The following is a 13489-nucleotide window of genomic DNA, read 5'->3' on the forward strand; positions in this document are numbered from 1 at the left end:
TACATGTCATTTTTATGACAGTGAAAGGAAACTGTAATATAAAATCAGTGACCGGCAATACAGGGAGAATATATTTTGCCGCTGGATTCATCCAATCTGAAATCACTCACAAGAGCTAATCATAGCCAGCTGGCCGATTAGCTCTTTTTTTGTCCTCGTGTACTAATACAATATCGGCTTAATCATCGCTTCTGCACTATTTTGGTGCTATTTCTCCGATTCCAGGATAATTCCCGATTAATCACTGTCGACCTCGGCGCATTTAGCAATTTGGGTTGTTATCAAAGTGTTATGCTCGGTATGTGTTATCTTTAATGGAGACCCTGAGGAGAATCAGGGTATGCCATCCCTGAGATAAAGGAGGAGCTATGTCGTCAACCCTACGAGAAGACAGTAAGGACACGCTGCTGGTCAACGAGAAAACCTGGCATTACTACAGTCTGCCGCTGGCAGAGAAACAGCTGGGCGATCTCAGTCGACTGCCTAAGTCGCTGAAGGTGCTGATGGAGAACCTGCTGCGCTGGCAGGACGGTGACTCGGTGACAGAAGAAGATATTCGTGCCCTGGCCGGCTGGCTGCAACAGGCCCATGCCGACCGCGAGATAGCCTACCGTCCCGCGCGCGTCCTGATGCAGGACTTTACCGGCGTGCCGGCAGTCGTGGATCTGGCCGCCATGCGCGAGGCGGTGAAGCGCCTGGGCGGCGACACCGCGAAAGTGAACCCGCTGTCGCCCGTCGATCTGGTGATCGACCACTCGGTCACCGTCGACCGTTTCGGCGATGACGAGGCCTTCGAAGATAACGTCCGTCTGGAAATGGAGCGTAACCACGAACGTTACGCTTTTCTGCGCTGGGGACAACAGGCCTTCAGCCGCTTCAGCGTAGTGCCGCCGGGCACCGGTATTTGTCACCAGGTCAACCTGGAATACCTCGGTCGGGCCGTCTGGAGCGAAGAGGTGAATGGGAAGTGGATGGCGTGGCCGGATACCCTGGTGGGCACCGACTCTCATACCACCATGATTAACGGTCTCGGCGTACTGGGCTGGGGCGTGGGCGGGATTGAAGCGGAAGCCGCCATGCTGGGTCAGCCGGTGTCGATGCTGATCCCGGATGTCGTGGGCTTTAAGCTCAGCGGCAAACTGCGCGAAGGCATCACCGCCACCGATCTGGTGCTGACGGTCACCCAGATGCTGCGCCAGCACGGTGTCGTCGGCAAATTTGTTGAATTCTACGGCGATGGCCTGGATACCTTACCCCTGGCCGATCGCGCCACTATCGCCAATATGGCCCCGGAATATGGCGCCACCTGTGGTTTCTTCCCGATCGATGATGTGACGCTTAGCTATATGCGTCTGAGCGGCCGTAGCGAAGAACAGGTCGCCCTGGTGGAAGCCTATGCCAAAGCGCAGGGCATGTGGCGCCAGCCGGGCGATGAGCCGGTCTTTACCAGCACCCTGGCGCTGGACATGGGCAGCGTTGAGGCAAGCCTTGCCGGGCCGAAACGGCCGCAGGATCGCGTGGCGCTCGGCGATGTGCCGAAAGCCTTTGCTGCCAGCGGCGAGCTGGAAGTTAACCATCCTCAGCGTCAGCGCCAGCCGGTGGATTATACGCTGAACGGGCATCACTATTCGCTACCGGACGGCGCCGTGGCCATTGCGGCCATTACTTCCTGTACCAATACCTCCAACCCCAGCGTGCTGATGGCCGCCGGTCTGCTGGCGAAAAAAGCCGTCGAGCGTGGCCTGCAGCCGCAGCCGTGGGTAAAAGCTTCCCTGGCGCCAGGCTCGAAAGTGGTGTCGGATTATCTGGCTCATGCCGGCCTGACGCCTTACCTCGACCAGCTCGGCTTCAATCTGGTGGGATATGGCTGTACCACCTGTATCGGTAACTCCGGTCCGTTGCCGGAACCTATCGAAGAGGCGATCAAAAAGGGCGATCTGACCGTCGGGGCGGTGCTTTCCGGTAACCGTAACTTCGAAGGGCGTATCCATCCGCTGGTGAAAACCAACTGGCTGGCCTCGCCGCCGCTGGTCGTCGCTTACGCCCTGGCGGGGAACATGAATATCGATCTTACCCGCGAGCCGTTGGGGCAGGGCAGCGATGGCGAACCGGTTTATCTGAAAGATATCTGGCCGAGTGGGGAGGAGATTGCCCGTGCGGTGGAACAGGTCTCCACTGAGATGTTCCGCAAAGAGTACGCGGAAGTGTTTTCCGGTACCGAGGAGTGGAAAGCAATCAAGGTGGAGGCGTCAGATACCTATGACTGGCAGGAGGACTCGACTTATATTCGCCTGTCGCCGTTCTTTGACGAGATGGGCGTCGAACCGCTGCCGGTAGAGGATATTCATGGCGCGCGGATCCTCGCCATGCTGGGCGATTCAGTGACCACTGACCACATTTCGCCGGCGGGGAGCATCAAAGCCGATAGCCCGGCAGGCCGCTATCTGCAGGAGCATGGGGTTGCCCGGCGCGACTTTAACTCCTATGGTTCCCGTCGCGGTAACCATGAGGTGATGATGCGCGGCACCTTCGCCAATATCCGTATTCGTAACGAAATGGTACCGGGAGTGGAAGGCGGTATGACCCGACATCTGCCGGACCGCGAACCGGTGGCGATCTACGATGCGGCGATGCAGTATAAAGCGGAAGGCATACCGCTGGCGGTGATTGCCGGTAAGGAGTATGGCTCAGGTTCCAGCCGCGACTGGGCGGCGAAGGGGCCGCGCCTGCTGGGGATCCGGGTGGTGATCGCCGAGTCCTTCGAACGTATCCACCGCTCCAACCTGATCGGGATGGGGATTTTGCCGCTGGAGTTCCCGCAGGGCGTCACCCGTAAAACGCTGCAGTTGACCGGGGAAGAGCGGATTGATATCAGCAATCTGCAGTCGCTTCAGCCTGGAGCTACGGTGCCGGTGACCCTGACTCGCGCTGACGGCTCGCAGGAAGTGATCCCTTGTCGGTGCCGTATCGACACCGCGACCGAGCTCACCTACTACCGCAACGACGGCATCCTGCACTACGTTATCCGCAATATGCTGTAAAACAAAGGGCCAGCATCGCTGGCCCTTTCTCTTTTATTCAATCGGTTTATTCCGCCGGCTTGCTGTTCAGCAAATGGCCCATTTTGGCGGCTTTAGTATCCAGGTAGTGAGCATTTTTCGGGTTACGCCCGACGATCAGCGGTACCCGCTCCACAATGTTGATCCCGGCTTCGGTAAGAATTTCCACTTTTTTCGGGTTATTGGTTAATAACCGAACCTGCTCAACGTTGAGCAGTTTGAACATATCGGCGCACAGGGTGAAGTCGCGCTCGTCGGCGGCGAAGCCCAGCTGATGGTTCGCCTCAACGGTGTCGTAGCCCTGATCCTGCAGCGCGTAGGCGCGGATTTTATTCAATAAACCAATGTTGCGTCCTTCCTGGCGGTGATAGAGCAGGATCCCCCGACCTTCTTCGGCGATATGCGACAGGGCCGCTTCCAGCTGAAAGCCGCAATCACAGCGCAGGCTAAACAGGGCATCGCCCGTCAAACACTCTGAATGGACGCGGGCCAGGACCGGCGACTGCCCCGAGATATCGCCATACACCAGCGCGACATGATCTTGTCCGGTAGCCAGTTCTTCAAAACCCACCATCAGGAAATCGCCCCATGGGGTTGGCAGTTTGGCTTCTGCCACACGTTTAAGCTGCATGTGATTCTCCAGATTCTGTCAGCACCTGAATGTGCTTTCTGTTTGCCGCTATTTTGCCACAAGGCCGGGACGTTCTCCTAATCGCGAACGGTTAGCCGCGTGGAAAGCGCACAAACGAACTACTTTCCGCTATGATGTTCATCTACAAGGAGAAGGAGAGAAAATGCTGTTGATTGCCCGACGAACCGCTCTCGCGGCGGCGCTGCTGCTTGTTATGCCTGTTACGGTCTGGCTGTCTGGTTGGCTGTGGCAGCCAGGACTGCCGGTTGCTATGTTGAAAACCCTCTGGTGGGTGACGGAAACGGTGACGCAGCCGTGGGGAATTATCACGCATGTTGCTCTGTGCGGCTGGTTTCTCTGGTGTCTTCGCTACCGGCTGCGCGCGGCACTGATCCTGTTCCTGATTCTTGCCGCCGCCATCCTGGTGGGACAGGGGGTTAAATCCTGGGTCAAAGCGCGGGTTCAGGAGCCGAGACCCTTTGTCATCTGGCTGGAAAACTCAAGACAGGTGCCGGTGACGCAATTCTATGCGTTGAAGCGTAAAGAACGCGCTAAACTGGTGCATGCCCAGCTGGCGCAGGCGCAGGACATTCCGCCGTTTTTACGCAAGCACTGGCAGAAAGAGACAGGCTTTGCTTTCCCGTCGGGTCACACGATGTTCGCCGCCAGCTGGGCGCTGCTGGCCGCCGGGCTGCTGTGGCCGCGTCGGCGTTGGGGCACGGTCGCCGTGCTGCTGGTATGGGCGACGGCGGTGATGGGCAGTCGCCTGGCGCTGGGCATGCACTGGCCGCTGGATCTCATTGTCGCCACGCTGATCTCCTGGCTGTTGGTCACGGTGGCCTGCTGGTTGACGCAGCGCCTGTGCGGGCCGCTCTCGCCGCCGGGAGAAGAGGCGCAGGATATTAAAAAACGGATGCCCGAAGCAGAATAATGTTGATTTTAGCGGCATCCGACCGCATATCCTGTACAGTTGCCATGCTTTTTCATTCCACCGCTGCGGCGAAAATGATACTTTATAGGGCTGAAAGCGGGCTTTTTTTCGCGCAACCCACATAACGGGAAGTCATGTGAAATATTTACTCATTTTCTTACTGGTGCTAGCAATCTTCGTCATTTCAGTGACGCTGGGGGCGCAGAATGACCAACAGGTCACGTTCAACTATTTACTCGCGCAGGGTGAATTCCGCATTTCGACACTGCTGGCGGTGCTGTTCGCCGCAGGCTTTGCCATTGGCTGGCTGATCTGCGGCTTGTTCTGGCTGCGGGTGCGTGTCTCGCTGGCGCGCGCGGAGCGGAAAATTAAGCGCCTTGAGCACCAGATTGCCCCCGTCAGCCCGGTCGCTGTCGACGCAGGCGTGCCTGCCGTGAAGGAATAACCTCTTATGCTGGAGTTGTTGTTTCTGCTTTTACCCGTTGCCGCCGCCTACGGCTGGTACATGGGGCGCAGAAGTGCACAACAGTCCAAACAGGACGATGCGAACCGCCTGTCACGGGATTACGTGGCGGGGGTTAACTTCCTGCTCAGCAACCAGCAGGATAAAGCCGTCGATCTGTTCCTTGATATGTTGAAAGAGGATACCGGCACCGTTGAGGCCCACCTGACGCTCGGTAACCTGTTCCGCTCGCGCGGCGAGGTTGACCGCGCGATCCGTATTCATCAGAGCCTGATGGAAAGCGCATCGTTAACCTACGATCAGCGCCTGCTGGCCGTCCAGCAGCTGGGGCGCGACTATATGGCCGCCGGGTTGTACGATCGTGCGGAAGATATGTTCAAACAGCTGGTGGATGAGACCGATTTCCGCCTGAGCGCTCTGCAGCAGCTGCTGCAGATCTACCAGGCGACCAGCGACTGGCAGTCAGCGATCGAAGTCGCTGAACGGCTGGTGAAGCTGGGTAAAGAGAAACATCGTGGCGAAATCGCCAACTTTTGGTGTGAGCTGGCCCTGCAGCAGATGGCGGCCAACGATCTGGATAAAGCGATGGCGCTGCTGAAGAAAGGCGCCGCAGCAGACCGCAACAGCGCCCGGGTCTCAATAATGATGGGCCGGGTGTGGATGGAAAAGGGTGATTACGCCAAAGCGGTAGAGAGCCTTGAGCGGGTTATCGATCAGGATAAAGAGCTGGTCGGTGAGACGCTGGAGATGCTGCAGACCTGCTACCAGCAACTGGGTAAAGCCGAAGAGTGGGAGGTTTTCCTGCGCCGTTGTGTGGATGAGAACACCGGGGCCACCGCTGAACTGATGCTGGCGCAGATCCTCGAGCAACGGGAAGGGGTCGAAGCCGCGCAAAACTACGTTACCCGGCAGCTGGAACGTCACCCGACCATGCGCGTCTTCCATAAGCTGATGGACTACCATCTCAACGAAGCGGAAGAAGGGCGCGCGAAAGAAAGCCTCGGGGTGCTAAGAAACATGGTCGGCGAGCAGGTGCGCAGCAAACCGCGCTATCGCTGCCAGAAATGCGGCTTTACTGCTCATACGCTCTACTGGCACTGCCCATCCTGCCGCTCGTGGGCCACCATCAAACCCATTCGCGGTCTCGACGGCCAATAAAGTCAAAAAAAAATCCCTCCATTAGTTACAACATACTCATCGTTTTTCTCCTCTCCAGACGCGGCCCCGGCAGCGCCATCGTCCGGCCAGCGCTACTACAGCAGTCTGTTATTTTGTTAGCATCACAGGTAGAATGCTGCCCGTTTACCTTTTTTGCGCCGCCCTGGCGCCCATCAACACTAAGGTCTGGTCATGACGTCTACAGCTATCACATCTTCCCGCGCTGTCACATCCTCTCCCGTTGTGGTTGCGCTCGACTATGATAATCGCGATAAAGCGCTGGCATTTGTCGACCGCATCGACCCGCGAGACTGCCGCCTGAAGGTGGGCAAAGAGATGTTCACCCTGTTGGGCCCGCAGTTTGTTCGCGATCTGCACCAGCGCGGGTTTGAGGTGTTCCTTGACCTTAAGTTTCACGATATCCCCAATACCACGGCCCGCGCGGTGGCGGCGGCGGCCGAACTCGGCGTATGGATGGTGAATGTCCATGCCTCCGGCGGCGCGCGGATGATGACCGCCGCGCGTGAAGCGCTGCTGCCGTTTGGTAAAGAGGCTCCGCTGCTGATCGCTGTCACCGTACTCACCAGCATGGAGGCCAGCGACCTGCAGGATCTGGGCATTACCTTATCCCCGGCTGATTACGCGGCGAAGCTGGCAGCGCTGACCCAACGCTGTGGTCTTGACGGGGTCGTGTGCTCAGCTCAGGAGGCGGTGCGCTTCAAACAGGCGCTGGGGCAGGCGTTTAAGCTGGTGACCCCGGGGATCCGTCCGCAGGGGAGCGAGGCCGGGGATCAGCGGCGGATTATGACCCCCGAGCAGGCCCAGGCGGCGGGGGTGGATTATATGGTTATTGGTCGCCCGGTCACTCAGTCGGCCGATCCTGCCGCAACGCTGCGGGCAATCAACGTCTCGTTGTCAAAGGAGGCATAATGAGCGATTCCAATAGCCGCCTGGTCTACTCCACGGAAACCGGGCGTATCGACGAAGCGAAACCGGCGCCGGTGCGGCCTAAAGGCGATGGTATTGTCCGTATTCAGCGCCAGACCAGCGGTCGCAAGGGCAAAGGCGTGTGCCTGATTAGCGGCATCGATGCTGACGATGCCGCGCTGAACGCCCTGGCTGCAGAGCTGAAAAAGAAATGTGGCTGCGGCGGCGCGGTGAAAGATGGCGTGATCGAGATCCAGGGTGACAAACGGGATTTGCTCAAATCGCTGCTCGAGGCGAAAGGAATGAAGGTTAAGTTAGCCGGTGGCTGAGTGCTATTTCGGCAATAATTAAAGTAATGCTGAAATAACAAGGCCGCGGTGAATGCCGCGGCCTTGAATGATTTAACGTGCGTAAGTCAATTCGTGTGAATTATTCTTTTATTTCGTCAGGTAATTATATTATTTGCCAACCTGGTGACCAATAATACCACCGACCGCCGCGCCACCCAGGGTTCCGAGTGCGCTACCGTCAGTTAACACCGCACCACCGATGGCGCCGGCGCCAGCACCGATAGCGGTGTTACGGTCACGTTTAGACATGTTAGAACAAGCGCTCAGAGACATTGCTACAGTGACAGCCAGAACGACGGCAGCCATTTTTTTGCTCGTTGAAGTCATCATTTTTTTCTCCTGAATAATCTATTCATGGATACTACGCTCCTTTAAGCATAGCCTGAAATAGCAGCTTTAGGGCAATTCCATGAAGTTAGGGTGCGCAGGTGTCACGAAAATCACGCAGGTGATAGTCACTTCCTGTTATATCGCTAATAATAATTTTACTTTTTTTTAAATGTATCGTCAGGTAAAAAATCTTAATTAGCGGCTCGGAATACTCTCAGAGCGTAATATCGCCCCGAATGGCGCATTGGCATGGCTCGGGGCGGGTAAAGATCAGACGTATGGCACGATATCGACGGTCAGGCCGCTGTGCAGTAACTGGTCGCGGCAGGCGGCCGGCAGGCGATCGTCGGTAATAACGCGGTTAAAGCGCCCGGCGGGACCGAGGGGATAGGGATGAACTGCGCTGAATTTCGAGCTGTCGCTGAGAATAATCGCTTCACAGTGCTTTTCCAGCACGGCGTTAACCACATCCGCACGCATCATATCGCGACCGGTAAAGCCGGTTTCTGCCTGCCAGCCATCGATCCCGATGAAGGCTTTGCTGAAATGCACCTGCTGGATGAACTGGCGGGTCAGCGGGCCCACCATGCTTTCACTGCGTTTCTGGTAAATCCCGCCCAGCAGGATCACCTCTCCCGGCGTCTCTTTCAGTAGATGGGCGATATAGCTGCTGACGGTTATGATGGTGATATCGCCGCGTTCGGCGAGGGTGCGCGCCAGCAGGGCGTTGCTGCTGCCGTTTTCGATGAATACCGTTTCGCCGGCGCTCACCAGCGCCGCCGCCCGGCTGGCCAGTTCACGTTTAATGGCGAAATGGGTCATCATGCGGGTTTCAACATCTTCACTGTCCAGTGGGACTGCATAGCCATGGGTGCGGCGCAAATAGCTCTGCTTTTCCAGCAGATTCAGATCCTGGCGAATGGTGACCTCTGAGACACCGGTCATCTTCGCCAGATCGGCGACGCTCATCCGGCCTTTATCAATGACCACTTGCAAAATACTTTGTTGTCGGGCGTTCATAGCAACATCACTGTTAGGGGGCTATATGGCGAGCAACCGGTATGAGTCACCGGTTGCGGCATGGGCGATAATCAGATTTCCCAGGGAGCCTTGGGCTGGTTTTTTTGCTCAGCGTCGTCCGCCGCCAGTGCCAGCAGCTCCGCTTTGAGGATTTCCAGATTATGGATCGCAGAGTGGTAATCACCGGCAACCAGAATATCCAGCACGGTATCGATACGTTGGGCGAGCAGGTGGGCATTCACATCTGACATGGCATTATCCTGGTAACAAAAACGAATGAAATCAATGATGCTAAAAATGGATGAAAAAGAGAAGCGAAAAAAACGCACAACCTTAATCGGTGCGACGGAAATAGCAGGATGGAGAGGAAAGAAGCAGCGGTTCCCGGAGGAACCGCTGTGAAGAGGCGTCAGACTGCCGGACGCGCAATAATGCTGCGGGTTTCCATGCGGACTTCGGCGATGGTGACATCGATAACGTCAGTCACTTTGTAGACCACCTCGCCCTTGATCTGCACGGTGCCGTTCTCCTGGCTGCACACCAGTTCGTCGCGAACGGCGTGGAGGAAGGGGGCCGGAATAAAGGCGACCGCGCCATTGTCCACCAGGCGCACGCGCATCCCGCCGCGGCTGATGTCGATGATCTCCGCCGCAAAACGGGTATCGGTCCCGGCTTTATCGTTGAGGAAACGGGCATACAGCCAGTCGGCGACGTCGCGCTCTGCCATCCGGTTAAGACGACGGCGCTCCGCCATCTGTACGGTGGCATCATCCTGTGGGCGCGCAATGGTCTCGCCTTTGATGATGGCCTTCAGCAGACGGTGGTTGATCATGTCGCCATATTTACGGATCGGCGAGGTCCAGGTGGCATAGGCCTCAAGGCCGAGGCCAAAGTGCGGGCCTGGCTCGGTGCTGATTTCCGCAAACGACTGGAAGCGGCGGATGCGGCTGTCGAGGAATCCGGTCGGCTGGGCGTCCAGTTCCCGGCGCAGCTTGCAGAACCCTTCCAGCGTCAGCACCTCCGTCGGGTCGATGTGCACGTCGTGGGTTTTCAGCAGCGCCGCCAGCTGTTCGGTATTCGCCGGGTCGAAGCCGGTATGGACGTTATAAACGCCGAAGCCGAGCTTGTCGCGCAGAACGCGGGCGGCACAGATGTTGGCGGCGATCATCGACTCTTCGACAATACGGTTGGCAATGCGACGTGGTTCCGCGACGATATCCAGCACTTCGCCTTTTTCGCCAAGAACGAAACGGTAGTCCGGACGGTCTTTGAACACCAGCGCATGGGTCTGACGCCATTCGCTACGACGCTGGCACACGTCCTTCAACAGTGTAATTTGCTGCGCGATCGCGTCGCTGCCCGGCTGCCAGCTGCCGCGGCCTTCCAGCCAGTCAGAGACATCGTCATAGGCCAGCTTGGCTTTCGACTCGATGGTGGCGGCAAAGAATTCGATGTTGTCTTCGATGGTGCCATCGGCCGCCAGAGTCATCTGGCAGGCCAGCACCGGGCGCACTTCGTTAGCGCGCAGGGAGCACAGGTCGTCTGACAGCTCGCGGGGCAGCATCGGAATATTGAAGCCCGGCAGATAGTTGGTAAAGGCGCGCACTTTTGCGGCCTTATCCAGCTTGCTACCTTCGGCAATCCAGGCGGTCGGGTCAGCAATGGCGACCGTCAGCAGCAGTTTGCCATCAGCAGTGGATTCGGCATACAGCGCATCGTCCATATCTTCAGTGCTGGCGCTGTCGATAGTGACGAAGTCGAGAGCGGTTAAATCGCGGCGCGTCAGCCCTTCATCGAGCATTTCCGTGGCCACGCCGTCCGGCGCTTCTTTTTCGAGGTTATGGCGCGCCAGGGTTACCCACCAGGGGACGAAGTGATCGTCGCTGAAGGTGATGAACTGGGTCAGCTCCGCGTAAAACCCGCGGTCGCCTTTTAACGGATGACGGCGCATCTCGGCGACGGCCCAGTCACCCTGTTTGAAATCATGCTCAACGCCACGGGCGGCGCGGCAGGGAATGGCATCTTTCAGCAGCGGATGGTCAGGAACGATAGCGAGGCGATCGTCTTTCTTCTGGACTTTACCGACGAAACGGGTCAGGAACGGCTCAACCAGGGTTTCTGGTTCGGCGCTTTCGCGATCTTTTTCAGAATGGATCACCGCGACGATACGGTCGCCATGCATCACTTTTTTCATCTGCGGCGGCGGAATGAAGTAGCTCTTCTGAGCGTCCACTTCGAGGAAGCCAAAGCCCTTTTCCGTGCCCTTAACGACCCCTTCCGCGCGCGGCGTCTGGGAATGCAGTTGCTGTTTAAGCTGCGCTAGCAGCGGGTTATCCTGAAACATAATTAGGTATTTTCGTGGCTAAAAGAGCGGCTGACATTTTTACGCGAATATGCCTGCCGCAGCAAGCGCTGTTTCAGCAATTTACGTCTGCTGACGCACATTGCCGAGGGCGATTTTCAGACGATTCATCCATCCGCACAGCCCGCTCCAGGTCAACAGATCGATCGCTTGTTCCGCAGAGAGTCCATATTCCGCGAGGGGCGTTAACTGGGCGGCGCTAAACCGGTCCGGCGAGCGGGTTAACAGCTGCACCGCGGTCACGAGAGACCGGGACTGAGGATGCTGCTGGAGCCAGTGATGGAGGGCCTGGTCGCCCTCCCGCAGATGGCTGGCGAACTCCTCTTCACCCTGCCAGTGGGGGAGCCAGGCGTCAAAACAGGTGGGGCTGCCATTGGTGCGCGCCGCGAGTAAGGCGACCTGCGGGCCAAAGGTATCATCCGTGCTGAGCTGGCGGATCAAGGTCTCCAGAGGCGTGAACAACGGTGGGTCGCAGGCCAGCAGTGGGGCCAGCTCACCCAGACCGGGCAGCGACTGCCAGCCGGCGATGCGCCGCTGGCGCTCATCATCGGCATACTGCAGATCGGGATCCTCAAGGTCGCTCTGCCACTCTCCTGGTGGCGCGGTGAACAGTTCGGCAGGGGCCTCCTCTTGCTGAGGCATGCCGGGGATCCAGCGCACCGGATAGCCCAGCGCCGCCTGCAGGACGGCAATCGCCCGGGCCTGGAAGCCCACGAAACCGATAATCTGGTTGATCAGGATAATATCCCGGCTGGTTAAACCCACTTCGTCCAGCTGGCTGCGCGAGAGGGCGTTAATGACGGAGGGCGAACTGGCGAGCTGACGAGCATACTGAGTGATCTGCGCCAGGCGACGGTTGCTCTCGCGCGAAGAGTCAGGGCCAGGGAGGGGAGCCAGGCGGGCGGCATAGTGGTTACACAACCGCTGGACACCATAAACCTGGGCGACAGTCAGCGCGGTGCTCAGGCGATCGTAGGCGGTAAAGGTCTGCAGGCGACTCACCGCCACCTGGTCGGGAAACAACCGCTCTGCCAGCTGGCGAGCGGGGTGCAGCCAGCCTGCGTGGATGTGTAGCCAGGCTTCCGGCAGCGTCAGGTCCAGCAAAAAGCGGTCTTCAACATGGGCGGCTTCAGGGACAAGCGGTAGAACATCCACCGGGCAGATTGTTGACTGGGTTTCGTGATACCAGTGGTTTTTGCCATTCACGCGGTGTGGCTCCATGGGCTTTCCTTGTTCGGTATGTGGCGAACCGCCGTTCCGCGGATCGTTTATGCAGAACTATCCTGGCGTAACCCGGAAGCAGGAGAAAATATTGATACGTGCTAACAAATAGCCGATTGGAATAACAGGGGGAGCGTAAGGGATGGGGGGAAGGAAGTACCCTCCTCACCGGGGTGAGGAGGGAAAGAACTTACTTCAGTTCCAGCTCGTTCATGGCGGCGATATTGAACCCGCCGTCAACGTGAACGACTTCACCGGAGATACCCGCGGACAGGTTAGAGCACAGGAAGGCTGCGCTGTTGCCCACATCTTCAATGGTGACGGTGCGACGGATCGGGGTGACCGCTTCGCAGTGCGCCAGCATTTTACGGAAATCTTTAATGCCAGAAGCAGCCAGCGTACGGATCGGACCGGCAGAGATGGCGTTAACGCGAACGCCTTCCGGACCCATGGCGTTAGCCATATAGCGGACGTTAGCTTCCAGAGAGGCTTTGGCCAGACCCATTACGTTGTAGTTCGGGATCGCGCGCTCTGCGCCCAGGTAGGAGAGCGTCAGCAGAGCAGAGCCCGGGTTCAGCATGCTGCGGCAGGCTTTGGCCATCGCCACGAAGCTGTAGGCGCTGATGTCGTGCGCGATTTTAAAACCGTCGCGGGTGACAACGTCAACGTAGTCGCCGTCTAACTGGTCAGCCGGGGCAAAACCGATAGAGTGGACGAAACCATCGAATTTCGGCCAGACTTTTTCCAGCTCGGTGAACAGCGCGGTGATGCTCTCATCTTCAGCAACGTCGCACGGCAGCACAATGTCAGAACCCAGCGCGGCAGCAAATTCTTCTACGCGACCTTTCAGTTTTTCATTCTGATAGGTGAATGCCAGTTCCGCGCCTTCGCGGTGCATTGCTTGCGCAATACCGTAGGCGATGGACAGTTTGCTGGCGACGCCAGTGATCAAAATGCGCTTACCGGAAAGAAAACCCATAGCTTTAATCCTTATCGTTATTGCTTATTTTTACTTTAACAATCATAACGTTAACATT

13 protein-coding genes are annotated in these 13489 nt (G+C 57.6%); 6 read left to right on the forward strand and 7 right to left on the reverse strand.

Annotated elements, in window-relative coordinates; genetic code table 11:
- The first annotated feature begins 368 nt into the window (after positions 1 to 368).
- A complete protein-coding gene (gene acnA, locus HMPREF3142_RS19350; RefSeq protein WP_070612359.1) occupies positions 369 to 3041 on the forward strand; it encodes an aconitate hydratase AcnA in 2673 nt (890 codons plus the stop codon).
- A gap of 46 nt (positions 3042 to 3087) precedes the next feature.
- Here acnA and ribA read toward each other — a convergent pair whose 3' ends face one another.
- On the reverse strand, positions 3088 to 3690 hold the full coding sequence (gene ribA, locus HMPREF3142_RS19355) for a GTP cyclohydrolase II (protein WP_008807788.1): 603 nt from the start codon (positions 3688 to 3690) through the stop codon (positions 3088 to 3090).
- 163 nt (positions 3691 to 3853) lie between these two features.
- On the opposite strand from ribA, the gene pgpB reads away from it, so the two are divergent.
- The 5 genes from pgpB to yciH all read left to right on the forward strand — a co-directional run bounded on the left by pgpB (position 3854) and on the right by yciH (position 7498).
- Positions 3854 to 4621, forward strand: coding sequence for a phosphatidylglycerophosphatase B (pgpB, locus tag HMPREF3142_RS19360; RefSeq protein WP_008807789.1), 768 nt, complete (start codon positions 3854 to 3856; stop codon positions 4619 to 4621).
- A gap of 136 nt (positions 4622 to 4757) precedes the next feature.
- Complete coding sequence (locus HMPREF3142_RS19365; protein WP_012542047.1) at positions 4758 to 5066, forward strand: LapA family protein; 309 nt, start codon at positions 4758 to 4760, stop codon at positions 5064 to 5066.
- Positions 5067 to 5072: 6 nt separating this feature from the next.
- Entirely contained in the window at positions 5073 to 6242 is a 1170-nt protein-coding gene (lapB, locus tag HMPREF3142_RS19370; RefSeq protein WP_008807790.1) for a lipopolysaccharide assembly protein LapB, read from the forward strand.
- A gap of 192 nt (positions 6243 to 6434) precedes the next feature.
- Positions 6435 to 7172, forward strand: a complete 738-nt coding sequence (pyrF, locus tag HMPREF3142_RS19375; RefSeq protein WP_047666423.1) for an orotidine-5'-phosphate decarboxylase — start codon at positions 6435 to 6437, stop codon at positions 7170 to 7172.
- Entirely contained in the window at positions 7172 to 7498 is a 327-nt protein-coding gene (gene yciH / locus HMPREF3142_RS19380) for a stress response translation initiation inhibitor YciH (protein ID WP_008807792.1), read from the forward strand. Before pyrF ends, yciH begins: the two co-directional genes overlap by 1 nt.
- 129 nt (positions 7499 to 7627) lie before the next feature.
- On the opposite strand, the gene osmB is transcribed toward yciH, so the two are convergent.
- From osmB to fabI, 6 genes are all read right to left on the reverse strand, one after another.
- The gene (gene osmB / locus HMPREF3142_RS19385; RefSeq protein WP_002901783.1) at positions 7628 to 7846 is read right to left on the reverse strand and encodes an osmotically-inducible lipoprotein OsmB; all 219 of its coding nucleotides are present in this window, start codon (positions 7844 to 7846) and stop codon (positions 7628 to 7630) included.
- 273 nt (positions 7847 to 8119) lie between these two features.
- The gene (locus HMPREF3142_RS19390) at positions 8120 to 8869 is read right to left on the reverse strand and encodes a DNA-binding transcriptional regulator YciT (protein ID WP_008807793.1); all 750 of its coding nucleotides are present in this window, start codon (positions 8867 to 8869) and stop codon (positions 8120 to 8122) included.
- 71 nt (positions 8870 to 8940) lie between these two features.
- Positions 8941 to 9120 carry a protein YciZ/DeoL gene (locus HMPREF3142_RS19395; protein ID WP_012542045.1) on the reverse strand — a complete coding sequence of 60 codons (180 nt, stop codon included), beginning with the start codon at positions 9118 to 9120 and terminating at the stop codon, positions 8941 to 8943.
- A 158-nt stretch (positions 9121 to 9278) separates the two neighbouring features.
- Entirely contained in the window at positions 9279 to 11213 is a 1935-nt protein-coding gene (locus HMPREF3142_RS19400) for an exoribonuclease II (protein ID WP_032732848.1), read from the reverse strand.
- Positions 11214 to 11294: 81 nt separating this feature from the next.
- Complete coding sequence (locus HMPREF3142_RS19405; protein WP_008807796.1) at positions 11295 to 12452, reverse strand: carboxymuconolactone decarboxylase family protein; 1158 nt, start codon at positions 12450 to 12452, stop codon at positions 11295 to 11297.
- A gap of 190 nt (positions 12453 to 12642) precedes the next feature.
- Complete coding sequence (gene fabI / locus HMPREF3142_RS19410; protein ID WP_008807797.1) at positions 12643 to 13431, reverse strand: enoyl-ACP reductase FabI; 789 nt, start codon at positions 13429 to 13431, stop codon at positions 12643 to 12645.
- Between the last annotated feature and the right edge of the window lie 58 nt (positions 13432 to 13489).

Origin of the sequence: Klebsiella sp. HMSC16C06 (genome assembly GCF_001808325.1) — a bacterium.
In the GTDB taxonomy this organism is placed as follows: domain Bacteria; phylum Pseudomonadota; class Gammaproteobacteria; order Enterobacterales; family Enterobacteriaceae; genus Klebsiella; species Klebsiella variicola.